This window comes from Thermoanaerobacter sp. CM-CNRG TB177 (assembly GCF_018588165.1).
Classification (GTDB): Bacteria; Bacillota; Thermoanaerobacteria; order Thermoanaerobacterales; family Thermoanaerobacteraceae; genus Thermoanaerobacter; species Thermoanaerobacter thermocopriae.
In genome coordinates this window covers 1-25,303 of the sequence record NZ_JAFCAC010000041.1, presented here as the reverse complement: position 1 = coordinate 25,303, position 25,303 = coordinate 1, and the positions used below count along the sequence as shown (strand labels likewise).

Here is a 25,303-nt window from a genome sequence, read left to right as displayed (position 1 = left end):
AAGTCGCTCCTTATGCAAAATATCTCCTTTACGAAAGTTTGTCTACAGTCTGAGCAGTCTAAAATTACTTTTAGACTGCAGTTTGTTGACAAACCTTTTTTCATATAAAAGAGGCATTTTGCATTTATGAAGTGACTTGTTAAAAGTAGCAACTAAACTTAGCGAGGCCGAGGGACGGAGGTAGGTCCAAAGCCAAAAAGGGCGGAGAAGCCACTAAGGCAAGGACGCTGAATGTGACCGACGCTACGGAGTCCGATGGGAAGCTTATGTTTAGTCGCCGAAATTTTCTCCTTTAAGTTTATAAAGGAGATCTTTGTATAGCATTTGCTCTTCTAGGATATTTTGTCGGACATTTATCTACTTTTTTAATAATTATCAAATGATGAACTATATCGCTATAAGGAAGTCTGATTTCCATAACTTCCTCGATTTTCCCTTTCAATTCTCTCAAAGCTTTTTGAGTATTTTCTATTTCCTCTTCAATCTCTCTTCCTTTTAAAGCAATAAAATAACCCTCTACTTTTACAAAAGGAAGAGTATATTCCAATAAAATATTTAAAGGTGCAACAGCTCTTGCCACGGATAAATCAAATTGTTCTCTATATTTTATGTCTTTTCCTATATCTTCAGCTCTTCCGTGAATTAATTCTATTTCATTTATATCCAATTTATTTATAACTTCTTCTAAAAAAGTAATTCTTTTTTTAGAAGAATCTAAAAGAGTAGCTTTTAATTTAGGAAACACAATTTTTAAAGGAATAGAAGGAAAACCAGCGCCTGTACCAACGTCTATAATTTTTTCTTCTCCTTTTATTTTACCACTCTTAACCACAGATAAGCTATCTAAAAAATGCTTAATCACAACTTCACTTTCTTCTGTAATTGCTGTTAAATTCATTTTTTTATTCCATTCCAATAAAAGAGAATAATATTTATGGAAATGTTCCACATGGAACATTTCCATAAATATACCTAACTTCTTAGCCCCATCAATTAGCATATCAACCGATTTGTTTTTCATCGCTTTTATTTCTCCTTAACTGCTCCATGTAAATTAAAAGCACAGAAATATCAGCCGGCGAAACTCCTGAAATACGCGAAGCCTGTCCAATTGAAGTAGGTCTTATTTTTGTCAATTTCTCTTTTGCTTCATTGCTCAAACCAGGAATTTGATAATAATCAATATTTTCTGGAATCTTTTTGTTTTCTAAAGCTTTAAAGTGTTCAATTTGTCTTAGTTGTTTTAATATATATCCTTCATATTTAATATTTATATCTATTTGTTCAGCCACACTTTCTAAAATATTATCGGGTCTTTGTTTATCTAAAAATTTAGTAGACTTATAATCAATTTCAGGTCGCTTTAGCAAAGTATAAAGGTCAACTCCTGTAACCAAAGGAGTACTTCCTCTAGATATGAGAAAATTATTGACTTCCTCAGAGGGCTTTATCACAACTCTAGCAAGTCTTTTCATCTCTTTTTCTAACTGGATCTTTTTCTTTAAAAATTTTTCATATCTTTCTTCTGTTACAAGACCTATCTCATAACCTAACTCTGTCAATCTTAAATCTGCGTTATCTTGTCTTAACAGAAGTCTATACTCTGCTCTCGAAGTGAGCATTCTATAAGGCTCATTTGTACCTTTTGTTACTAAATCATCAATCAATACTCCTATATAAGCTTGAGACCTATCCAAAATTACAGGAGGTTTGTTCAAAAGCTTCATGGCAGCATTTATTCCCGCCATTAAACCTTGAGCAGCTGCTTCTTCATATCCAGATGTGCCATTGACTTGTCCTGCAAAATACAGCCCTTCAATTTTTTTAGACTCTAAAGTAGCTTTTAATTGCGTTGGGTCTATACAGTCATATTCAATAGCATAAGCTGGCCTCATCACTCTTACATTTTCAAGGCCTGGAACAGTCCTCAAAAATTCCAATTGTACATCTTCAGGCAAACTGGAAGACATACCTTGTACATACATTTCATAAGTATTTAATCCTTCTGGTTCAATAAAAATTTGATGCCTCTCTTTGTGAGGAAACTTTACTACTTTATCTTCAATAGAAGGGCAGTATCTTACTCCTACACCTGTTATCTCACCACTAAAAAGAGGAGAACGGTCAATATTCGCCATGATTATTTCATGAGTTCTTTTATTAGTATAAGTAAGCCAACAGGGCAACTGCTCTATTTCAATTTTATCATGCATATAAGAAAAAGGAGTAATTACTTCATCCCCCGGCTGCATTTCCATTTTGGAAAAATCAATACTTCTTTTATCAACTCTTGCAGGAGTACCCGTTTTAAATCTCATCAATTTAAAGCCCAATCGTTTTAAAGTCTCAGAAAGTTCATTAGCCGGAAAAAGCCCACTAGGTCCACTTTCAAAACTTACATCACCAATTATAACTCTTCCTTTTAAAAAGGTACCTGTAGTAATAATACAAGCCTTACATTTATATATCGCGCCTAATTTTGTCACAACTCCCGTGACTTTATTGTCTTCTACCAAAATATCTACAATTTCCGCCTGTTTTATATCAAGGTTTTGCTGTCTTTCTAAAGTATACTTCATGTTTGCTTGGTAAAGCTTCTTGTCAACTTGTGCCCTCAAAGACCTTACAGCAGGACCTTTACTAGTATTTAAAGTGCGGATTTGTAGTAGTGATTTGTCTGTATTTATAGCCATTTCCCCACCTAAAGCGTCAATTTCTCTCACCAACTGAGACTTTGCAGGGCCTCCAATAGAAGGATTGCAAGCCATCAAAGCAATAGAATCTAAATTTACAGCAAAACCTACTGTTTTAAGACCCAACCTTGCACAGGCAAGAGCAGCTTCACTGCCCGCATGTCCCAACCCAACCACTGCAACATCGTATTCACCTGCAATAAAACTCATACTTTCACCTACTTTCCTACACAAAATCTTTCAAAAATTTCATTTATTAAATCCTCAGTTGCCGTCTCACCAGTAATTTTACCTAATTGGTCAAGAGCTGCATTTAAATCAATTGTAATTAGGTCTTCACTATACCCCATTTCGATAGCTTTAACACAGCTTTCCATATATTTTTTAGCATTGATAAGGGCTTCTTTATGCCGCGAATTTATTATTATTTCTTCTTCTCTTAAATTTATGTCTCCTCTAAAAACTAAATCATAAATGGCGTTTTCTAATTTTTCTAATCCAATTCTTTCAACAGTTGAAACCTCTATTATTATACCATCTTTAATAAGACTTTTTAATTTACTTTCGTCAATTTTTTTAGGTAGATCTATCTTATTCAACACAAATATAATGTTTTTTTCTGTTAAAATGTCAAAAATCTGGTAGTCTTCTTCAGACAACTCTCGTGAAGCATCCAGCACAAACAATATCAAATCTGCTTCAGCCAAAACCTCTTTGCTTCTCTCAACTCCTATTTTTTCCACTAATTCGTCTGTATCCCTAATTCCTGCTGTATCAATAAGCTTTATTGGAATACCTTTTACATTAATATATTCTTCAATAATATCCCTGGTGGTCCCTGGTATATCTGTGACAATAGCTCTATTTTCTTTTAATAAGGCGTTTAAAAGAGAGGATTTACCAACGTTTGGTTTACCAATTATGGCAGTTTTAAGTCCTTCTCTTATAATCCTTCCACTTTCAGAAGATACAATGAGTTTATCGATATCTTCCACTATTTCCTTGGCAGTTTCTAACATTTCTTTTCTTTCTAGTTCCTCCACATCCTCTTCGGGAAAATCTATTAAAGCTAAAAGATGGACTAGCAGCCCCATAATTTTATCTTTCATCTCTTTTATTCTACTTCCAACATATCCAGCCAACTGCTTCTGAGCGTATTTATTAGCAAGCATAGTCTTAGCAGTAATTATATCTATCACTGCTTCGGCCTGAGATAAATCAATTCGCCCATTTAAAAAAGCTCTTTTTGTAAATTCCCCTGGTTCGGCTAAACGAGCACCTTGTTTTAACACTAATTCTAAAATTTTAGAAGTAATTACTATTCCTCCATGACAATTTATTTCAACTATATCCTCTCTTGTATAGGTATTTGGTTTTTTCATGATAGATACTAAAACTTCATCATATATCTCTTGTGTTTCAGGGTCTACTATATGTCCATAATGTAAAGTATGGCTTTTTACCTTTTTTATATCTTTAGCTTTATAGGGTTTAAAAATTTTTGAAATTATCTCTAAAGCATCATCTCCACTTATTCTAACTATTCCAATTCCTGCTTCCCCTGGAAAAGTAGAAATAGCTGCAATTGTATCAAAAGCCATTTTCATCACCAACCAAAAAATTATCTTATAAAATAATATACCAATATTTTTGGCTTTTCAATCAAAATATAAAAAAACCCCTTGACAGGGTATTATTTTAAAGCTATTATGACTCTTCTGTTAGGCTCCTCTCCTTCACTATACGTCTCTACATAAGGATGGTCCTGCAAAGCCATGTGAATTATTCGCCTCTCATTAGGACTCATGGGCTCCAACTCAACGCTTTCCTTTGTCTCCATTACTTTTTTGGCTAATTTTTTTGCAAGCCTAATTAAAGCCTCTTCTCTTCTTTTTCTATAATTTTCTGCATCTAATATAATCCTTCTATATCTATCATACCCTCTATACTTGCTGGCAACAACATTTACAAGATATTGCAATGAATCTAATGTCTCTCCCCGATGTCCTATAAGCAATCCCACGTTTTTCCCATGTAAATTAAACTTTATGGTATTCTCATTTTCTTCTATGTCAAATTTCACATCGAGCTTCATTGCTTCAATTACTTGCTGTAAAAAATTTTTAGCACTTTCTTTTATTACATCTTTTAAAATCACTTTAACTATTGCCTGTTTGCTTATAAGGCCCAGAAAACCTTTACCCCCTTCATCCAACACTTCCACTTCTACCATTTCTCTCGGCACACCAAATTCCTGCAAGGCAAGATTTACAGCTTCTTCCACTGTCTTGCCTGTCCTTATAAGCTCCTTCAATTTATGATTCCCCCTTAGCGGTATTGGTCTCTCTCATAAAAATATACTGCTGCACTATCTGAAATATATTACTTGTAACCCAATATATTCCTATCCCTGCCGGCAAAGAAACAGTTATCCATCCTATAAAAATTGACATCATTATATTCATAGAATTTTGACTTTTGTCTGTTGCTACCATTGCAGAAGATATATAAGTAGTCACCGTAGCCAAAATAGGGATTATATAATAAGGATCTCTTTCTGCAAGGCTATGCATCCATAAAAAAGATGCAGTCGAAAATGCTGGATAAGTTCGAAGCATTGCAAAAAGGGGCCACAATATTATCAAAGGTAATAGCATAGGTAAACAGCCACCAAAAGGATTTACTTTTTTCTCTTGATACAATTTCATTGTTTCTATATTTAATTTTTGAGGGTCTTTAGCATACTTCTTTTGAAGTTCTTGTATAAGAGGTTGTATTTCTTTCATCTTTTTCATCGTATTCATTTGCTGCACATAAAAAGGCAAAAGTAGTATCCTAATTAAAATAGTGAAAATAATTATAGCAATGCCATAATTCCCTACATATTTATATATAAACTCTAATAATTCTCCTAAATACATAGCAATTGTTGCCATAATATACCTCCAAAAATTTATTTTACAGGGTCATATCCCCCCGGATTAAAGGGATTGCACCTTAAAATCCGCCAAACTGACATAATTCCACCTTTCAAAAGTCCATACTTTGATATTGCTTCTATAGAATATTGAGAACAAGTTGGGTAAAATCTACAGCTCCTTGGCTTCATAGTCGAAATATATCTTTGATACAACTTAATTAAAAAAATAACAACATTTTTCATTTTTCATTCCCCGCATAAAGAGGTGTTTTCATAATTAATTTTCTCATGGAACTTTTTAAAGTGTGAAAATCGGCCTCAACAATTTTTCCTCTCGCCACAAAAATTATATCAAACCCTTTTTTTATCTCAATATCTAAAAGTCTAAAACTTTCATGTAAAAGCCTTCTAACTCTATTTCTTACCACACTTTTACCTATTTTTTTACTCACTGAATAGCCAACTCTATTAAAGCCTAAATTATTCTCCATATAATACATTACAACAAACTGATTAGCAGTAGATTTACCATTTGAATAAACCTTTTTAAATTCATAACTCTTTTTAATTTTTACAACCTTATTACTCATTTATACCTCCGGATTGTAAAAAAGGCCCCAAAGGCCTCACGCTGTCAACCTATGTCTACCTTTTTGTCTTCTTCTCTTTAAAACATTTCGACCACTTTTGGTAGACATCCTCTTTCTAAAACCGTGTACTTTTTTTCTACGTCTTTTTTTGGGTTGATAAGTGCGAAGCATTGGTACACCTCCTAAAACCTAAAAATGCTATAAAAATTATAACGTTAATTACTGAGTATGTCAACAAGTCTTTTGAAATAAAAAAATTATCAACAACTTAAAAATTATCTACATTAAACTGTAGACAAAATTATTTTTCTTATTGATAATCTGTTGATAATTTGTTATTATAAAATTAAACTGTTGATAACTTAAATAAATTGTAGCCACAAAAATAACAACTTATTCACAGGTTGTTGATAAATTTGTGGATAAGTTGTTATTTACATGTTAGTTTCTTTATTCATTACATTTATAATACGGGTATTTTAATTTTTTTATCCGTTTTTTTTATCAAAACATAACTTATCAACAATATGTGCAAATAGACTTATATAATAATTATCAAACCAAAAAATCCACAAAATTAAATTAAACTTATTAACAATTAAATTATACCGATAATATATTATGCCACCCCTTTAAATAAGTTATCCACATTTTATTGATGGGCTTAGGAGGTCATACAATGTATGGAGATCATCGTCAAATATGGGAGAGGATAGTGGAGGTTATAAAAAGTGAACTCACCCCCACCAGCTACAATACTTGGTTAGTCCACATAAAACCACTAGCAATCATTGATAATGTGTTATTTTTAAGTACTCCCAATACCTTTACAAAAAATATAATAAACGGAAGATATATAAATATTATTTATGATGCAGCTTCAAAAGCTTCAAACAAGTTATACGAGATTAAAATATTATCAGAAGACGAAGAAGAATACAGAGAAATTAAAGAATCTATTGAAAAAGAAAACTCAACTGAATCCACTACTCTTTCTACTCTAAATCCAAAATATACTTTCGACACCTTTGTTGTTGGAAACAGCAATAAGCTTGCTCACGCTGCATGCCTTGCAGTAGCTCAAGCTCCAGCAAAAGCATACAATCCTTTATTTATCTACGGAGGAGTGGGTCTAGGTAAAACCCACTTAATGCATGCAATAGGACACTTTATTAATAAACACCAAAGTGGCTACAAAATAATGTACGTTACATCAGAAACGTTTACAAATGAGTTGGTTAACTCCATAAAAGACGACAAAAATGAAGAATTTAGAAACAAGTACAGAAATATTGACGTCCTTCTAATAGATGATATTCAATTTATAGCAAAAAAAGAACGAACTCAAGAAGAATTTTTTCATACCTTTAACACTCTTTATGAAGCAAACAAACAAATAGTTATTTCCAGTGACAGGCCTCCAAAAGAAATTCCAACTTTAGAGGAAAGACTAAGGTCAAGGTTTGAATGGGGTTTAATCGCTGATATACAGCCACCAGATTATGAAACGAGAATTGCAATACTTAAGAAAAAAGCTCAAACAGAAAATCTAAATATCCCCGACGAAGTTTTAGCCTATGTGGCAGAAAAAATTCAATCAAACATAAGAGAATTAGAAGGAGCACTAATAAGAATTGTAGCTTTTTCAAATCTTACAAAAGCAAATATTGATCTAGAATTAGCTAAACAAGCCTTAAAAGAAATTGTATCTAATAAAACAAGAGAAATAACTGTAAAACTCATCCAAGAAGAAGTTTGTAGGTATTATAACATAAAATTAGAAGATTTTAGGTCCCGCAAAAGGACAAAAAACATAGCTTACCCACGGCAAATTGCTATGTACTTAGCAAGAGAGTTGACAGATTTATCGCTTCCCAAGATAGGAGAAGAATTTGGAAAAGACCATACAACTGTAATACATGCTTATGAAAAAATTTCTAATGAAATAAAAGAAGACGAACTTCTTTCAAGACAGATTGAAGAATTAAAAAAGAGAATAAAAGGTTATTAACATATAAACAGGGATAACCCTGTTTATATGTTTTAAAATTTTTTATTTGTGAATACTGTTAATAAATTCAACTTGTTACTCAGAAATTATCAACAAACAATTATCGACTCTTTCTTTGCTTATAAGCAATTACTAACATACTAACACTTTCTATTATTACGACTACTAAAATGCTTATTTTATTTATTATATGTTCTAACTCAAAAAAAATATTCTTGAAAACAGGAGTGAAAAAAATGAAATTTGTGTGTGACAAAAATTCATTATTTGAAGGAGTAAATATTGCAATAAGGGGGGTATCCTCCCGTACCACACTTCCCATTCTCCAAGGAATAAAAATCACAGCTTTAAAAGATCAAGTTAAATTTTCAGGAACCGACCTGGATATAGGAATAGAATGCCAAATTCCTGCCATGGTAGAAGAAGAAGGGGAAATAGTAGTACCTGCAAAAATTTTCTCAGAATTAGTCCGAAAATTGCCTGAAGAGGATGTAAAAATAGAAAGTGATTCTCAAAATACAGTAAATGTGATCTGCGATAGTATAAATTTCACTATTGCAGGAAGTGATGCTGTAGAGTTTCCCGAAATTCCTCAAGTATCAAAGGAAAACTCTTTTAAATTGACCAAAAATATTCTGAAGGATTTAATAAAAAAGACAGTCTTTTGCATTGCCCACGAGCAAACAAGACCGATTTTGACAGGTGTTTTATTTGAAGTATTTCCAAATGAAATAAAAGCAGTGGCTTTAGATGGATTCAGAATGGCCATATACACTTATCAAAGTGAGGAAAAATTTTTTGAAGAAGGTATAGAGAAATATTCTATAGTAATTCCAGGTAAAACTTTGGAAGAGATATATAAAATCTTAGAAGATGAGGAAACAGAAATAGATATATACCATACTGCTAATCAAGTGCTATTCCAAATTGAAAATACAAAGGTAATATCAAGGCTTTTAGAAGGAAGCTTTATAAACTACAATGCTGTTCTGCCAAAGGATTATAGGACTGAAGTGGTAGTTAAAAGGGAAGTTTTAACTGAAAGTATTGAAAGAGCTTCCCTAATTGCAGAAAGCAAAAATAATTTGATTAAGTTCGAAATAGGTGATAAATTTATTACTGTCTCTTCCAATTCTGAAAAGGGAAAGATGGTAGAAAAGATAGAAGTTAATGTAAAAGGAATGTTTCTTGAGATTGCTTTTAATTCCAGATATTTACTAGACTCTTTAAGAGCCATCGATGAAGAAGAAATAACGCTCTATTTCATAAATAGTATAAATCCGTTAATAATAAAACCTATAGGAAGCAAAGATTATCTTTATATGATACTTCCTGTAAAGCTCAATTAAAAATCAAGAGGTGTTTTTTCATGATAGAAGTTCCTATAGAGACGGAATATATTACCTTGGGGCAATTTTTAAAATATATGAAAATATGCGAGACTGGGGGACAAGCAAAGCAATTTATTTTAGAAGGAAAAGTAAAAGTAAACGGCGCAATAGAATTAAAAAGAGGTAAAAAACTTCGCAAAAATGATATAATTGAAGTAGAGGGAAAAACTTATATCATAAAGTGAGGAATTTAACTTGTATGTGAAGGAGTTATTTGTCGACAATTTTAGAAACTTAGAAAAGCAAAGAATAGAATTTTGCGAAGGAATAAATATATTTTATGGTTTAAATGCACAAGGGAAGAGCAATTTATTAGAAAGTATTAGACTTTTAAGCATGGGAAGGTCTTTTAGAGGGAGTAAAAGTACAGAGCTAGTAAGATTTGGAGAAAATTATTTTTATGTAAAAGCAATAATTTGTCAAGAAAATAACGATAAAAAAATAGAGTTTGGATATAAAAAAGATGGTAATAAAGTTATTAAAGTAAATAGCAATAAAATAAAGTCGATTTCCGAACTTTTAGGGCAACTTTTGACAGTCATTTTTTCTCCTGAAGATTTAAATATAATAAAAGAAGGACCTTCCCATCGCAGAAAATATTTAGACTCTTGTATATCTATTATTGAAAAGAATTATCTCTATAACCTCATGCAATATAACAAAATACTAATGAATAGAAATAAACTATTAAAAAACATAAAAGAAGGAAAAAGTAAAAATATATTGGAAATTTTTGATGACCAGTTAGTAGAATACGGGGCAAAAATAATTATGGTGAGACAAAATTATTTAAAAAACCTAGAAATTAATATAAAAAAATTTTTACTTGAAATTTCCAATGAAAAAGCGGAAATTGTCTACTTAAATAGTGTGGGACTGAAAGATGCTTCAGATGAAGAGACAGTAAAAAAAAGATTGAAAGAAAAATTATCAAAGAATATAGATTTGGATTTAAAGTATCTTACAACACAAGTTGGTCCCCATAGGGAAGATTTTAAAATTATTATAAACGGCTATGATTCAAGAGTGTATTCTTCTCAAGGTCAACAGCGAACAGCGGCTTTGTGCCTTAAATTATCAGAGTTTGAAATTTTAAAAAAGGCGACTAATGAAAAACCAGTACTGCTTTTGGATGATGTAATGTCAGAATTAGATGAAAATAGAAAAAAGTATGTCTTAGAGAAATTAAAAGGTTTTCAGACTTTTATAACCCATACTACAAAAAGAGATTTAAAAGGAGATTGTTATTTTAAGATATCTAATGGAGTTGTTATTAAGGAGTAGGGGGTCAAAAAATGTATGTCCATTTAGGCGGCAATGTGGTAGTCTCTGACAAAGACATTATAGCTATTTTTGACATGGATGTTGTAACTACTTCGGAGGCAACTTTACAGTTTTTAAAAATAGCAGAGGAAGAAGGGTTTATTGTAAGAATTTCTAGTGAGAAGCCAAAGTCTTTTATAATCACAGAAAGGGATAAGAGAAGTGTTATTTATTTATCACCAATTTCTGCTTTTACCCTTATAAAAAGAACACAAAAAATAGATGCATAGGGAGGTATCAAATTGATAAAAACATCAGAAGGAATTATTGTAAGAAATGAAAAAAGAAAGCTGGAGCTTAGGGTATTAAGCGATAAAATTATTAACGTTTTTGTAAGTGATAAAGAAGAAAAAAGGAAAGATACAATTGCTATAGAAAGAAAAGAATACGATATTCCTAAGTTCACTTTAAAAGAAGAATTAGAAAGTATATTAATTGAAACTAATTCTTTAAAAGTAAAAATAGACAAAAATGACCTTTCTGTGAGTTTCTTAGATAAAAATGAAAGTATAATTAATGAGGATTACAAGGGAGGAGTAAAATTTAGTGAAACAGATGTTAGATGCTATAAAAAGTTAAGAGAAGACCATTTTTACGGTTTTGGAGAAAAAGCAGGATATCTCGACAAAAAAGGCGAAAGGTTAGAGATGTGGAATACAGATGAGTTTATGACTCATAACCAGACTACAAAACTTTTATATGAGTCTTACCCTTTTTTCATAGGAATGAACGATTATCACACTTATGGAATATTTTTAGACAATAGCTTTAGGTCTTTTTTTGATATGGGACAGGAAAGCCAAGAATATTACTTTTTTGGAGCATATGGTGGCCAGATGAACTACTACTTTATATACGGACGAGACATAAAAGAGGTTGTGGAAAATTATACATATCTTACAGGAAGAATGAGCCTGCCGCCATTATGGGTATTAGGTTATCAACAAAGCAGATATAGTTATACTCCGCAAGAGAGAGTACTTAAGATTGCAAAAACTTTTAGAGAAAAAGATATTCCTTGTGACGTGATATATCTCGATATAGATTACATGGAAGGATATAGAGTTTTCACATGGAATAAAGATACATTTAAAAATTATAAAGAAATGCTAAAGCAGCTTAAAGAAATGGGATTTAAAGTAGTGACGATTGTAGATCCAGGAGTTAAGAGGGATTACGACTACCATGTTTACAGAGAAGGAATTGAAAAGGGTTATTTTGTAAAGGATAAATACGGTATAACCTACGTTGGAAAAGTATGGCCAGGGGAAGCTTGTTTTCCTGACTTTTTACAAGAAGAAGTAAGATATTGGTGGGGTGAAAAGCACAGAGAATTTATAAAGGATGGAATTGATGGTATATGGAATGATATGAATGAGCCAGCCGTATTTGAAACTCCTACTAAAACTATGCCAGAGGATAATATTCATATTTTAGATGGAGAAAAGATACTTCACAAAGAAGCCCATAACGTTTATGCAAATTACATGGCAATGGCAACAAGAGATGGTTTACTAAGAATAAAACCTAATGAAAGGCCTTTTGTGTTGACAAGAGCTGGTTTTTCAGGCATACAAAGATATGCAGCAATGTGGACAGGTGATAACAAAAGTTTGTACGAACACCTTCTTATGATGATGCCAATGCTTATAAATATTGGGCTTTCTGGACAACCGTTTGCAGGAGCAGATGTGGGGGGATTTGAAGGAGATTGCAATGAAGAACTTTTTATAAGGTGGATAGAAGCGGCTATCTTTACTCCTTTTTTAAGGGTTCACTCTGCGATAGGGACTAAAGATCAAGAACCTTGGTCTTTTGGCAAAAAAGCAGAAGATATTTCTCGAAAATATATAAAAATGAGATATGAACTTTTGCCTTACTTATATGATTTGTTTTACATTGCATCTCAAAAAGGCTATCCTATTATGAGACCATTGGTTTTTGAATATCAAGATGATGAAAACACTCATAAAATATACGACGAATTTCTGTTAGGAGATAATTTATTGGTTGCACCTATATACTTACCTTCTAAAGAAAAAAGAGAAGTGTATTTGCCGAAGGGTATATGGTATGATTATTGGACAGGGAAAGAATTTAAAGGAGAAAGCTATTATCTTGTGGATGCTCCCATAGATATAGTACCTCTTTTTGTAAAAAAAGGAGGAATATTATTAAAGCAACAACCTCAATCCTTTGTTGGAGAAAAAGAGATAAAAGAGATAATAATAGAGATTTATAAGGGAGAAGAAGGGCATTATCTTCATTATGAAGATGATGGAAAGTCCTTTGATTATACTAAAGGGATTTATAACCTCTTTGAAATAGGCTTTAAATATCAAGGGGGAAAAATAGATATAAAATTTGATAGGATTCACTCGGGATATGAGAAGGGAGTAAAGAAATATAAATTTGTGTTGAAAAATTTTGATGAAATTGAAGAAGTAAAAATAAATGGGAAAAAAGTTGATAAGGAAAAATGCGAAGTTATATTGTAAAAAAATAGAGGCCCCTAGGCCTCTATTTTTTTACAAATCTTTCTATCAAAGATTGTTTAGCTTGCTGTTCTAAAGAATCGTCCAAAGGAGTTAATTCTACTTTGCCATATTTTCTCTTTAAAGCAGTTTCAATTAAAATATCTGCAAATTCAGGATTTTTAGGAAGTACTGGCCCATGAAGGTATGTTCCATACACATTTTTATAAATACATCCTTCTGTTTTATCTTCTCCGTTATTTCCCCTTCCAATTATTACTTTCCCTAAAGGACTAGATTTTCCAAGATATGTTTTCCCAGAGTGATTTTCAAAGCCCACCATTTTAAAGTTTTTTTCATTTATATTCGCATCGATTACTACATTTCCTATCATCCTTTTGGTACCAGCAACAGTCCACATATCTAATACACCAACGCCTTCTATTTTCTCACCTTTTGAGGTTTGATAATAATTTCCTAAAAGTTGGTATCCACCACATATACCTAATACAGTCAAACCGTCTTCAATAGCTGATTTAAGATTTTTACCCTTTTTGATTGTCAAGTCGTCGCTTACAATTTTTTGTTCTCTATCAGATCCGCCTCCTAAAAAAAGTATATCTATATCAGTAAAATTCGTATTTGAATCTACCGTAATTGATTTTACTTCGGTTTCAATGTTTCGCCATTCACTTCTTCTTTTTAATGTCAAAATATTTCCTAAGTCTCCATATAAATTTAATAAGTCTGGATACATATGACCAATGACAAGTTTCATTCTTTTTCCTCCTATGAGTTTAAGTATTTATTTACATCATAAAGAGATGTATAATTGGGAAGTACTGCTATTAATTCTTCCTTAGTTAGTTCAGATATTGTATCAAGAGCTTTATCTACAGAGTTTATAACTTTTATTTTATTAATATCAAAATTTGCATATTTGAGTCTTACTGCCATGTCTTCAGCTCTTAAACCAGAAGTTATTATATAATTTACCTTTGTTTTTGATAAAAAGTCTTCTAGGTTTACGTCCCACAACCAAGATACATCTCTTCCATCCGCGTAGTTATCATTTATAGAGATTAAAAGGTTTAAAGGTTTATTAAATTGAGATAGCATATTTAAGGTGCTTTCAAAACCAATAGGGTTTTTAATTAAATTTATTATAGCTTTTTTGTTTTTTATTTTAGTTTTTTGCAATCTTCCTTCTATTGGCCAATAGTTTTCTGTTGCTTTTGATATAGTGTTAAAGTCTATGTTCAACAAAATGCTAGCAGATATAGCTGCTAATAAATTATAAACGTTGTATATGCCTATTAATCTACTTTTAAATGTAAAGATTTTATCTTTATAGTATAGATTAAAATTTATTCCATCTTCATTTAAAAATATATTAGTAGCTTTAAAATGAGGATTTGGACGCTTTTTGCCACAATTGGGGCAGTAATAGTCTCCCAGTTGCCCGTAATATATTCTTCTATATTCGTATTTGTGGCCACAAATAGGACAGTATTTTTGTTCAAAAGAAGATGAGTTAATTCCTTCAATGTTGTCATCAATTCCATAGTAAAAGACTTTTGATTTTATCTCATCTCCTATTGAAGCTGTAAAAGGTTCATCAGCATTTAGTAATATTATAGATTCTTGTGGCAGTTTTAAAAGGGCGTTTTTTACTTTTTCTACTGTTATATCTAATTCTCCGTATCTGTCTAATTGGTCTCTAAAAAAGTTAGTTATTATTACTATATTAGGATTTATATCTTCAATTACAATTGGCATGTTTGCTTCGTCTACCTCAAAAACGGCTGCTTCTTTTTTTAAATTTCCTAAAAAATCGCTGCTTTTTATTAAAGCAGTTGCAATTCCTGTTTTCATATTTGCTCCTTCTTTATTATGTACGACACTTTTTCCAGCGGTATTCAAAATATGGGCTATTAATCCAGAAGTTGTAGTTTTGCCATTTGTACCTGTTATCATCACTTTGCTTTCTTTTAGAGGTTCAATTAACTTTTTTATTAATCGAGAATCAGATTTAAGCGCTATTTTTCCAGGTAAAGATGTTCCACCTTTTCCTGTTATTTTACAAGATATGTTCACAAGTTTACCTAAGTTGACACTTAAAAATTTCACTATTTACCACCTTCTAGTAAATTTTATTTCCTATTTTTACTCTTCTTTCTGGTTAAAGCAATACTACATTTCCTTCTTCATCATCTACTCCTAAAACTTCGGATACGAAGTCAGCAATTTGTATATTCTTATGTCAAGTTTTAAAAAATCTTCAGGGGTAGCCATTGAATTCCCTCCAATTTAAGTATATTATATTATAGGTACATGTGTTAAGTATTATTATATTATAGGTAATAATAAAAATAAAATTATCTCATTTCCCGGGAAATTTTTCGGGAAATCATTTGAATTGAGCAATTCTTAAAAGAATGATAAAATAAAACTGTTGGATAATTTTGCGGAGGTTGTGAATATGGCAAAGGATGAAACTTATACTGCGAGTCAAATACAAATATTAGAGGGTTTAGAAGCAGTAAGAAAAAGGCCAGGAATGTATATAGGTTCTACTGGCAGCAGGGGATTGCATCACCTTGTATACGAAGTAGTCGATAATAGTATAGACGAAGCATTGGCCGGTTATTGCAAAAATATAGTAGTTACTATACACAAAGATAATTCTATAACGGTTGAAGACGACGGAAGAGGTATACCTACAGATGTTCACCCAAAAGTTGGAAAACCGGCTGTAGAAGTAGCTTTAACGATGTTACATGCAGGTGGAAAATTTAATAATGACGCTTATAAAGTATCTGGAGGATTGCACGGAGTAGGTGTTTCTGTTGTAAATGCATTATCTGAAAAATTAGAAGTTATTGTAAAACAACATGGGAAAATTTATAGGCAAATATATGAAAGAGGAGTTCCAAAAACGGATTTAGAGGTTATTGGAGAGACAGAAGAGACAGGTACAACTATTACTTTTAAGCCGGATAAGGAAATTTTTGAAGAAATTGTATTCGATTATGAGGTATTAGCTCAAAGATTGAGAGAATTAGCGTTTTTAAATAAAGGTATAAATATCAAGCTTATAGACGAAAGAGACGGAAAAGAAGAGGTCTTTAATTATGAAGGTGGAATTATATCTTTTGTAAAATATCTCAATAGAAACAAAGAAGTTCTCCATGATGAGCCTATATACATGGAAGCAAAAAACACTGAATATGAAGTAGAGGTTTGCATGCAATATAATGATAGTTATAATGAAAATATCTTTAGTTTTGCTAATAATATTGATACTAGAGAAGGTGGTACTCATCTAGTAGGCTTTAAAGCAGCTTTGACTAAAGTCATTAATGATTACGCAAGGAAATACGGTATTATAAAAGATAACGAGAGAAATTTACAGGGTGAAGATGTAAGAGAAGGACTTACAGCTATTGTAAGTGTAAAATTAAAAAATCCACAATTTGAAGGGCAGACTAAAACAAAATTAGGAAATTCTGAAATGAGGTCTATTGTAGAAAATGTAGTAACAGAAAAACTCTCGGCTTTTTTAGAAGAAAATCCCTCAGTTGCAAAAATTATAGTAGAAAAAGCTACTCAAGCAGCAAGAGCAAGGGAAGCTGCGAGAAAAGCCAGAGAGCTTACCAGAAGAAAGTCTGCTCTTGAGAATACTACTTTGCCGGGTAAACTTGCCGACTGCTCAGAGAAAGACCCTTCTAAATGTGAGCTTTTCTTGGTAGAGGGTGACTCTGCAGGAGGTTCTGCTAAATCAGGTAGAAACAGCAGATTCCAAGCGATACTTCCACTCAGAGGAAAAATTTTAAATGTGGAGAAGGCAAGACTTGACAAGATACTATCTAATGAAGAGATAAGAGCAATGATAACTGCTTTAGGTACTGGAATAGGAGATGAATTTGATATAAGTAAATTAAGATACCACAAAGTAGTCATAATGACAGATGCGGATGTAGATGGAAGCCATATTAGGACACTGCTTTTAACATTTTTCTATAGGTTTATGAGACCTTTAATTGAAAATGGAAATGTGTACATTGCTCAACCACCTTTATATAAAATTACAAAAGGCAAAAAAGTATATTATGCTTACTCGGATAGAGAATTAGACAAGATTTTAAATGAAATTGGAAGGGAAAATTATACTGTTCAAAGGTATAAAGGTCTTGGAGAAATGAATGCTGACCAATTGTGGGATACAACTATGGATCCAGAGAAAAGGACAATTCTTAAAGTTACATTAGAGGATGCAATAGCCGCAGATGAAATTTTTACTATTTTAATGGGAGACAAAGTCGAGCCAAGAAGAGAATTTATAGAAAGATATGCAAAAACAGTAAGAAATTTAGACATATAAGAGGTGGAATAGATGAGCGAAGATAAAGTAATCCCGGTAGACATTGAAGATGAAATGAAAAAATCTTATATAGATTATGCAATGAGTGTAATTGTTGGAAGAGCACTGCCAGATGTGAGAGATGGTTTAAAACCAGTTCATAGAAGGATTCTCTATGCTATGAATGAGTTGGGATTAACCCCTGACAAGCCATTTAAAAAGAGCGTTGCAGTTGTTGGTGAAGTTTTAGGAAAATACCATCCTCACGGTGATGCGGCTGTTTATGATACTTTAGTGAGACTGGCACAGGATTTTTCAATGAGAGAAACTTTGATAGATGGACACGGAAACTTTGGAAGCATAGATGGAGACCCTCCAGCTGCCATGAGATATACGGAAGCGAGGCTTTCAAAAATTGCCCTTGAAATGCTTACAGATATAAATAAAGAAACAGTAGATTTTGTGCCAAACTTTGACGAGACTTTAAAAGAACCAGTTGTGCTTCCTTCTCGATTTCCTAATCTTTTAGTCAACGGTTCTCAAGGCATTGCTGTAGGTATGGCTACCAATATTCCTCCTCACAATTTAGGAGAAGTCATAGATGGCATTGTCGCTTATATAGACAATCCTTATATTTCAGTAGATGAACTGATGAAGTATATAAAGGGACCTGACTTTCCTACAGGAGGAATAATTCTAGGAAGAGACGGTATAAAAGAGACTTATGAGACAGGAAGAGGTAAAATTGTCGTTAGGGCAAAGGCAGAAATTGAAGAACATCACGGTAAGATGAGAATCGTAATTACTGAAATTCCTTATATGGTTCTTAAAGCTAAGTTAATTGAAAAGATAGCTGAGTTAGTCCGTGACAAGCACATAGAAGGAATTTCTGATTTAAGAGATGAATCTGATAGAAATGGAATGAAAATTGTAATAGAGCTAAAAAGAGATGTCAATCCAAAGGTGATACTTAATAAACTGTACATGCACACACAAATGCAGCAGACCTTTGGAGCTATAATGTTAGCTCTTGTAGACGGGGAGCCAAAAATATTAAATTTAAAGCAGATTATAGAAAAGTATGTAGATCATCAAGCAGATGTTGTAACGAGAAGGACAAATTTTGACTTAAGAAAAGCGGAAGAAAGAGCACATATTTTAGAAGGGTTAAAAATTGCTCTTGACCACATTGATGAAGTTATAAACATAATAAGAAGTTCGAAGACAGAAGCAATTGCTAAGCAAAATTTAATGGATAAGTTTGGGTTAAGCGAAAAACAAGCACAAGCGATAGTTGACATGAGATTAGGAAGGTTGACTGGGCTTGAAAGGCAAAAAGTAGAAGATGAGCTTAAGGAGTTAATTGAAAAGATAAAAGAATTGAAGGAAATTTTGGCAGATGAAAGAAAAGTGCTGGAAATAATCAAAAAAGAGCTTTTGGAAATAAAAGATAAATATGCTACTCCGAGAAAGACAAGCATTGTGTCAAAAGAAGAAGAGTTAGATTTAGAGGATTTGGTTCAATTGGAAGATGTTGTAGTGACAATGACACACTATGGATATATAAAGAGAATGCCTCTTGATACTTATAAGGCGCAAAAACGTGGGGGAAAGGGCATATTAGGTATATCAACAAGAGAAGATGACTTTGTACGGGATATTTTTATTACTACAACTCATGACAGATTGTTGTTCTTTACAAACAAAGGGAAGGTATATAGTTTAAGAACTATAGATATTCCTGAAACAGGAAGGCAGGCAAAAGGCACGGCTATTGTCAATCTCATACAGATAGGTCAAGGAGAAAAAGTCACAGCGGTTATTCCTCTTAAAAAGTCTCAAGATATTAAATATGTTGTTATGTGTACTAAAAAAGGCATAATAAAAAAGACTTCTATAGAAGAATTCAAGTCGATTAAAAGGAATGGTATAATAGCTATTACATTGGAGGAGAATGACGAGCTTATAAATACAAAATTGACAAATGGAGAAAGAGAAATAATTATAGGAACTGCTAAAGGCTATGCTATAAGGTTCAATGAAAAAGACATAAGGCCTATGGGAAGGGTGGCAAAGGGTGTAATAGCTATTTCCTTGAGAGAAGATGATGAAGTGGTAGAAATGGACCTTGTTCACCCGGGTAGCGAAATTTTGGTAGTTACAGAAAAAGGATTTGGAAAAAGAACTGATTTAGAGGAATACAGGCTTCAAACAAGAGCGGGAAAAGGAATAATTGCAATAAGACTTAGTGAAAAAACCGGTAAATTAGTATCTATAAGGTCGGTAAATCCGGAAGATGAGTTTATGATAATTTCTGCAAATGGAATTCTTATAAGAATGAAGGTGTCTGAAATATCTAAGATGCACAGAGACACGAGAGGTGTAACTCTTATGAAGCTGGATGATGGTGACAGGGTTGTTTCTACTGCAAGAATAGAAAATGAAGAGTAAATTGAAGCCCTCAGTTTTGAGGGCTTATCTAAGTTGAATGAAAAATATTTTGTGTATTTTTAGATTAATATTTCATACTTTTTCTTGGCAAAGATTAAAAATATAAACCACAGAAGAAAGAAGTTTCTAAAAATATTACTTTTAACACAATTGAGAAGTTTCATTAGCGAAAACAATATTCAACTATCCCAGATCTTTATGCATCATTAAAAGAGAAAAAATTTCTTCTATTAACTTGTTGCAGTCGATAACTTCGTTTATATCCATCTTCAGATAAAACAACAGTATACAGGCCTTTGGTATAAGAGGTTTATTCTTGGTTTATGGGTACTTGCCAAGGGCGTCATTTATGATATGTTTGATGAAAGCAAACATATTCTTACGGAAATACCGGAATGCGAAAGATATTGGGTAGCTGTTGACTACGGTACGAATAATCCAACGGTGTTTTTATTGCAAGGGAAAAAGGGTAATACTTATTATAATTTGAAAGAATATTATTACGACAGTAGCAAAGGAGGGCGACAAAAAACAGTCGCTGAATATTCACGAGACTTGAAAGAGTTTATCGGTGACAAACATATAACAAACATAGTAGTTGATCCGTCGGCAGCGAGCTTTATAGCTTCAGCTTCGCAAAGACGGATTTTTTAATGTTAGAAAAGCAGATAACGAAGTGCTTGACGGTATTAGGTAGGTATCAACATTGCTTAGCAACAACAGATATTTCATTCATGAAAGCTGCAAGAACTTGATAAAAGAAAAAGCTTCTTATGTTTGGGATACAAAAGCACAACAAAAAGGAGAAGATAAGTCACTCAAACAAAATGACCATGCAAGTGATGCCGAATGTTATGGTTTATATACAATGAGGCATAGTATGAAGGTCATAGATAAACCAGTGGGCTGGTAATTATCCGAAATTTTTCGTTTCGTATAATAAGGTGATGATGAGATGATGACGGATTTGAGTTTTTGTGATATTGGTGCAAAATGGCCTCCAGATAGCGAAATGGAAAGACTACAGCGTTATGACCAAAACAGAAAGCTCTTTGAAGGTAGGCATGAACTTGTATTTAAAGATTGGGTTAGGTTGCTTAGAGATGACAAAAAAGCAACGCTAGAGATTATTTTAAATTGGCCTAAACGCTTATCGACGTTATGGGCAGATTTGTTATTAGGAGAACCACCTAGAATAACAGCAGGAGAAACAGGAAGTAAAGAGCAAGAACAGTTAGATAAAATTATCAAAAATAATAACTTTTTAAACACGGCTTACGAAGTAGCAATAGATTTAAGTAGATATGGCGATGGCATATTTAAAACAAGATATGATAAAAAAGCAATTATAGAAGCAATACCACCAGCTTTATGGTTTCCTGTTGTTAATGCGGACAATATCAAAGACGTACAGGCTCATATCATAGCTTGGACGTTTGATATACCGACACCAACACTACTGAACAAGGACAAAAAGACAACTTATCTTAGACTTGAAATACACGAAAGAGGTAAAATCACAAATAGACTTTTTGAATTGCAAGATGGAATTATAAAAAACGAAATTGATATAAAAACTTTTTACCCTGATTTAGAACCGGAAATATATACGGGAATTGATGATTTCTTAGTGGTACCAGTTCATAATATGCAGACAAGCGACAGAATATACGGCTTGGATGACTATAGCGACCTTGATAGTATAATTCAAGAGATAGAAGTCAGAATTGCACAGATAAGTAGAATCCTTGATAAGCACGCTGACCCTAACATGTATGGGCCTGCTACAGCACTTGAACAAAACGAGCTCGGTGAGTGGGTTGTCAGAGGAGGAGGAAAATATTTTCCTGTAGAACAAGGCGAACAACCACCGGGTTATGTGGTGTGGGATGGGAAGCTTGATGCTGCATTTAGAGAAATAGACCTGCTAATGGAGCAATTTTATGCACTATCAGAAACAAGTGCCGCTGCTTTTGGGCAGTTAAAACAGGGCCTTGCGGAGTCAGGTAGTGCATTAAGACGCTTAATGATGGCGCCTCTCGCAAAAGTAAACCGAATACGCATGAGGTTTGACCCTGCTATAAAGAAAATTTTACGGCTTGCAAGTAAATTAGATGCTTTATATGGCAATGGGATAGAACTGGAGACAATTAATATCGCTTGGAACGACGGATTACCAGATGATGAAAAAGAGCAGGCAGAAATCTATTCAATGCTTGTTCAAAACGGGCTTATAAGCAGAGAAACAGCTTTAAAACATTTATTTGAATTTGACGCAGAGACTTTAAAACAAGAACTAGCGAAGATAGCGGTTGAGACAGCACAAGAGGCTCCAGCATTATTTACAACAACATTACAAACACAACAGAATCAGCAACAACAAAGTGAGTGATAGATAATGCCTAACTTTGACGAAGAAAAACTCATACAAAGCCTTGTCGAACTCTATCGGCAGGGTTTTTTGAATGTTCTTAAAGTAATATTGGAAAAAGAAGTAAAGAAACAAGATACAGTTTATTTCAAAGATATTTTCAAACAAATAATGCAGATATTAGAACAGTTAGACCAAAACGCTGCAAAGTGGATTGAAGAAAATGTGCCAAAGATATATCAACAGAACTATATTGAAGTAATGGCTTTTATTAAACAGTTAAAGGGCGAAGCAATCCAAAATCCAAGTTTTAGTCAAATACATCAGAGAGCAGTAGATGTGTTAGCGCAAAATCTTTATGACAATCTCAGAGATGCAACTCAGTTTGTGGGACGTAAATTTGATGATTATTTTAGAAAAGCAAGTTTAGAAGCAGCAGGTAAAAAGTATGTCAGTGGTGAAACATGGCAGCAGATGAAAAAAGATTTGATGGAGAGGCTATTGAGCAAGGGTTTAACAGGCTTCAAAGACAGGCTAGGTAGGGAATGGAGACTTGATAGTTATGCTGAGATGGTTGCAAGGACATTGACAAGAGAAGCAGCAACGGTGGCGACTATTAATGCTTGCAAGGAATTCGATATTGATTTGGTGAAAGTGTCTACACACTATCCGACATGTCATTTATGTGCACCAATTCAGGGTAAAGTATACAGCCTTTCAGGTAAAGACGGGAGATATCCAAAGTACGGAGAAGATGGTGTAGTTATTCCTCGTCATCCAAACTGTAGACATGTATTAATGCCATATATACGAGAACTTGATCCTAATGCCGAAGAGACAGAAAAGTATAGCAATACATCGTTAACTGAGGATCCAAGAAGTGAGAAAGAAAAGGAAGCATATAAAGAAGCACAGGAAAAACGGAAACAGCAATTTTACAATAAAGTGGAAAGAGAATATCTTAAAAATAAAAAGTTGTATGATGAGCAAGCAAGAGTTATAATAAAAAGTGAAAAAGATTATTCAGTTTTAATTAAAAAGTTGGCTGAGCTAAGGCAAATTGAGTGGGATAACACGCATTGGCTTATTAAAAAGGAGCTAATATTAGAGGCAAGAAAAGAAAAGGAGTTGTATCGTGAAAAATATCACGTTGCAAAACATGGGTATACATTTGATGAGACGATACCAAGAAATCAAAAAGAAATTACAGAAGAACATATAACAAAATATAAAAAATTCTTGTTGCAAACCAAGAAAAATGCTGATGAGATATACACATTTAGAGACCCACAGCGTGGAGATATTTGCTGGGCATTTGTAAAATATGAAAAACGCAAGGTGAATTTAGCTTTGTTTAATGAGCATATGAATAGGGATGCAAGTGGTTGGGCATTCGAGGATAAAGAAGATTGGGCAAAGTATTTGGAAAAACAGCCATATATCCGAATTTTGTGAGGTGAGAATATGGGAATACTTGAACAAGCTAAAATGGAAGCTGAAAGTCTTGATATTTTTGAAGAGGAAGAACCTGATTATTTTGCGGTAAGTTATTTATTGAACATCCTTGATATTCTTCAAGAAAAACAGCTAATCAAGACACCCGAAGGCAAAGAATTACAAAAAAAAGTTTTAAAATATGCTGATAAACTTGCGCCTTTTGTAAAAGGCCCACCAAATGGTGAAACAGGTTGGTGGTGGCATATGGATAAAGTTGCAAAAGGCGAGTTAAAACCCCAAATTTAACCACCTAACCGAGCAAGGTTGAGGTGGTATTTTTATGCCTTCTTGTAAGGAGGTGAGTACCAAGTGTCAGAAAAGGTTTCTAATAAGCCATGGAGCAGTTTTAGTGAAAGTGACTATGATAAAGAACAATGGTGGAATGCTTGTTTAATACATCTTGTGCCGAAAAGTGAATATACAAGTAAGGAACAGTGCAAACTGCCAGTCCGTGAACCAGATGGTACTTTAAATAGAAATGGCATACACGCAGCAGCTGCAGCTTTGGCTGGCGCTTGTGGGGGCGTAAAAGCACCAATGGAAGAGAAAAGAAAAGCAGCAAGAAAACTTGTTAGCTTATACCGCAATGTTTTAAACGAAGAACCACCTGAAAGCATACTCAAGCTTGCAGGCATGAAGCCAAACCAAAGCGAGTAGGCACTCAACAAAGAGTGTTTTTATTATGCCTTGAGAAAGTAGGAAAACAATGGAAATATGGTATAATATGGAAATAATTAAAAACAATAGGTACTGAAGTGTATATCGATGGCATGAAAGTACGTGGATTGTTCAGAGTAGAGTTTTATGATGCTTGGGATGAATTCCCTTACGTTGATATTAAGCTTGTTCCTACCACCATTAATGCAGAAAAAGAAAAGGCAGAGGAGAAAGAGATTAAGTTTTGTATTAATGGGCAGAGCATAGCACAATGTTCTACAGAAGCACTTGATAAGTAAAGGAGTGAGGAAACTTTATATCCCTTATAGTTCAGATAAAACATGTAACTGTAAATAATAAAATAAGAATGTACGAAAAGTGGAAAATAAAAATGTACAGATTTGTACATAAATTTGGTATCCTTCTGTTTGTATGAGGGATACCAAAAATGAAAAATCTATTAGGTCAAAGCTACGACATTCTTTTTATGGACATCTAATCCGCAAACGTGAGAGTAAACTAAATCCATGAAAGAGCCAACTCCTTTTTTAAAATTTGAACG

The 25,303-nt window shown here is 33.1% G+C and carries 25 protein-coding genes; 15 read left to right on the top strand and 10 right to left on the bottom strand.

What is annotated here, in order from left to right:
• Nucleotides 1-298: 298 nt before the first annotated feature.
• From rsmG to rpmH, 8 genes are all read right to left on the bottom strand, one after another.
• Nucleotides 299-1,021, bottom strand: coding sequence for a 16S rRNA (guanine(527)-N(7))-methyltransferase RsmG (gene rsmG / locus I4N53_RS02645; protein ID WP_013151055.1), 723 nt, complete (start codon nt 1,019-1,021; stop codon nt 299-301).
• Nucleotides 1,002-2,903: a tRNA uridine-5-carboxymethylaminomethyl(34) synthesis enzyme MnmG gene (gene mnmG / locus I4N53_RS02640; RefSeq protein WP_214495508.1), complete on the bottom strand. Its 1,902-nt coding sequence runs from the start codon at nt 2,901-2,903 to the stop codon at nt 1,002-1,004. Before mnmG ends, rsmG begins: the two co-directional genes overlap by 20 nt.
• Before the next feature lie 8 nt (nt 2,904-2,911).
• A complete protein-coding gene (mnmE, locus tag I4N53_RS02635; RefSeq protein ID WP_012996277.1) occupies nt 2,912-4,294 on the bottom strand; it encodes a tRNA uridine-5-carboxymethylaminomethyl(34) synthesis GTPase MnmE in 1,383 nt (460 codons plus the stop codon).
• Nucleotides 4,295-4,386: 92 nt separating this feature from the next.
• Entirely contained in the window at nt 4,387-5,007 is a 621-nt protein-coding gene (jag, locus tag I4N53_RS02630; protein ID WP_013151058.1) for an RNA-binding cell elongation regulator Jag/EloR, read from the bottom strand.
• Between the two features lies 1 nt (nt 5,008).
• Nucleotides 5,009-5,629, bottom strand: coding sequence for a YidC/Oxa1 family membrane protein insertase (locus I4N53_RS02625; RefSeq protein WP_013151059.1), 621 nt, complete (start codon nt 5,627-5,629; stop codon nt 5,009-5,011).
• A gap of 17 nt (nt 5,630-5,646) precedes the next feature.
• Complete coding sequence (gene yidD, locus I4N53_RS02620) at nt 5,647-5,856, bottom strand: membrane protein insertion efficiency factor YidD (RefSeq protein WP_012996280.1); 210 nt, start codon at nt 5,854-5,856, stop codon at nt 5,647-5,649.
• On the bottom strand, nt 5,853-6,203 hold the full coding sequence (rnpA, locus tag I4N53_RS02615) for a ribonuclease P protein component (protein ID WP_012996281.1): 351 nt from the start codon (nt 6,201-6,203) through the stop codon (nt 5,853-5,855). The genes yidD and rnpA overlap by 4 nt, the downstream gene beginning before the upstream one ends.
• A gap of 36 nt (nt 6,204-6,239) precedes the next feature.
• Nucleotides 6,240-6,374 carry a 50S ribosomal protein L34 gene (gene rpmH / locus I4N53_RS02610; RefSeq protein ID WP_012996282.1) on the bottom strand — a complete coding sequence of 45 codons (135 nt, stop codon included), beginning with the start codon at nt 6,372-6,374 and terminating at the stop codon, nt 6,240-6,242.
• Nucleotides 6,375-6,882: 508 nt separating this feature from the next.
• Here rpmH and dnaA point away from each other — a divergent pair.
• The 6 genes from dnaA to I4N53_RS02580 all read left to right on the top strand — a co-directional run bounded on the left by dnaA (nt 6,883) and on the right by I4N53_RS02580 (nt 13,426).
• Nucleotides 6,883-8,214, top strand: a complete 1,332-nt coding sequence (dnaA, locus tag I4N53_RS02605) for a chromosomal replication initiator protein DnaA (RefSeq protein WP_012994184.1) — start codon at nt 6,883-6,885, stop codon at nt 8,212-8,214.
• A gap of 236 nt (nt 8,215-8,450) precedes the next feature.
• Nucleotides 8,451-9,563, top strand: a complete 1,113-nt coding sequence (gene dnaN / locus I4N53_RS02600; RefSeq protein ID WP_214495507.1) for a DNA polymerase III subunit beta — start codon at nt 8,451-8,453, stop codon at nt 9,561-9,563.
• Nucleotides 9,564-9,583: 20 nt separating this feature from the next.
• Nucleotides 9,584-9,790, top strand: coding sequence for a S4 domain-containing protein YaaA (gene yaaA, locus I4N53_RS02595; RefSeq protein WP_012994186.1), 207 nt, complete (start codon nt 9,584-9,586; stop codon nt 9,788-9,790).
• Between the two features lie 10 nt (nt 9,791-9,800).
• Entirely contained in the window at nt 9,801-10,889 is a 1,089-nt protein-coding gene (recF, locus tag I4N53_RS02590; RefSeq protein ID WP_013149480.1) for a DNA replication/repair protein RecF, read from the top strand.
• 11 nt (nt 10,890-10,900) lie between these two features.
• The gene (gene remB / locus I4N53_RS02585) at nt 10,901-11,158 is read left to right on the top strand and encodes an extracellular matrix regulator RemB (protein WP_012994188.1); all 258 of its coding nucleotides are present in this window, start codon (nt 10,901-10,903) and stop codon (nt 11,156-11,158) included.
• Between the two features lie 12 nt (nt 11,159-11,170).
• Nucleotides 11,171-13,426, top strand: a complete 2,256-nt coding sequence (locus I4N53_RS02580) for a TIM-barrel domain-containing protein (RefSeq protein WP_013149481.1) — start codon at nt 11,171-11,173, stop codon at nt 13,424-13,426.
• Between the two features lie 22 nt (nt 13,427-13,448).
• Here I4N53_RS02580 and I4N53_RS02575 read toward each other — a convergent pair whose 3' ends face one another.
• Both I4N53_RS02575 and I4N53_RS02570 read right to left on the bottom strand, forming a co-directional pair.
• The gene (locus I4N53_RS02575) at nt 13,449-14,180 is read right to left on the bottom strand and encodes a type 1 glutamine amidotransferase (RefSeq protein WP_009052051.1); all 732 of its coding nucleotides are present in this window, start codon (nt 14,178-14,180) and stop codon (nt 13,449-13,451) included.
• A gap of 11 nt (nt 14,181-14,191) precedes the next feature.
• Nucleotides 14,192-15,532 (bottom strand): Mur ligase family protein, encoded by a 1,341-nt coding sequence (locus I4N53_RS02570; protein WP_028992528.1) that lies wholly within the window; start codon nt 15,530-15,532, stop codon nt 14,192-14,194.
• Between the two features lie 352 nt (nt 15,533-15,884).
• Between I4N53_RS02570 and gyrB the strand changes: the two genes are divergently transcribed.
• The 9 genes from gyrB to I4N53_RS02525 all read left to right on the top strand — a co-directional run bounded on the left by gyrB (nt 15,885) and on the right by I4N53_RS02525 (nt 25,040).
• A complete protein-coding gene (gyrB, locus tag I4N53_RS02565; RefSeq protein WP_214495506.1) occupies nt 15,885-17,786 on the top strand; it encodes a DNA topoisomerase (ATP-hydrolyzing) subunit B in 1,902 nt (633 codons plus the stop codon).
• A 12-nt stretch (nt 17,787-17,798) separates the two neighbouring features.
• Complete coding sequence (gene gyrA, locus I4N53_RS02560; protein WP_214495505.1) at nt 17,799-20,216, top strand: DNA gyrase subunit A; 2,418 nt, start codon at nt 17,799-17,801, stop codon at nt 20,214-20,216.
• Nucleotides 20,217-20,570: 354 nt separating this feature from the next.
• A complete protein-coding gene (locus tag I4N53_RS02555; protein WP_214495504.1) occupies nt 20,571-20,870 on the top strand; it encodes a hypothetical protein in 300 nt (99 codons plus the stop codon).
• A gap of 52 nt (nt 20,871-20,922) precedes the next feature.
• Nucleotides 20,923-21,129, top strand: coding sequence for a hypothetical protein (locus tag I4N53_RS02550; RefSeq protein WP_028992394.1), 207 nt, complete (start codon nt 20,923-20,925; stop codon nt 21,127-21,129).
• Nucleotides 21,130-21,171: 42 nt separating this feature from the next.
• Nucleotides 21,172-22,608 carry a phage portal protein gene (locus tag I4N53_RS02545; protein WP_028992395.1) on the top strand — a complete coding sequence of 479 codons (1,437 nt, stop codon included), beginning with the start codon at nt 21,172-21,174 and terminating at the stop codon, nt 22,606-22,608.
• Between the two features lie 6 nt (nt 22,609-22,614).
• Complete coding sequence (locus I4N53_RS02540; RefSeq protein ID WP_214495503.1) at nt 22,615-24,042, top strand: phage minor capsid protein; 1,428 nt, start codon at nt 22,615-22,617, stop codon at nt 24,040-24,042.
• A 9-nt stretch (nt 24,043-24,051) separates the two neighbouring features.
• The gene (locus I4N53_RS02535) at nt 24,052-24,330 is read left to right on the top strand and encodes a hypothetical protein (protein ID WP_013411791.1); all 279 of its coding nucleotides are present in this window, start codon (nt 24,052-24,054) and stop codon (nt 24,328-24,330) included.
• Nucleotides 24,331-24,393: 63 nt separating this feature from the next.
• Complete coding sequence (locus I4N53_RS02530; RefSeq protein ID WP_028992397.1) at nt 24,394-24,741, top strand: hypothetical protein; 348 nt, start codon at nt 24,394-24,396, stop codon at nt 24,739-24,741.
• Between the two features lie 98 nt (nt 24,742-24,839).
• Nucleotides 24,840-25,040: a hypothetical protein gene (locus I4N53_RS02525; protein ID WP_214495502.1), complete on the top strand. Its 201-nt coding sequence runs from the start codon at nt 24,840-24,842 to the stop codon at nt 25,038-25,040.
• The last annotated feature ends 263 nt before the right edge of the window (nt 25,041-25,303 follow it).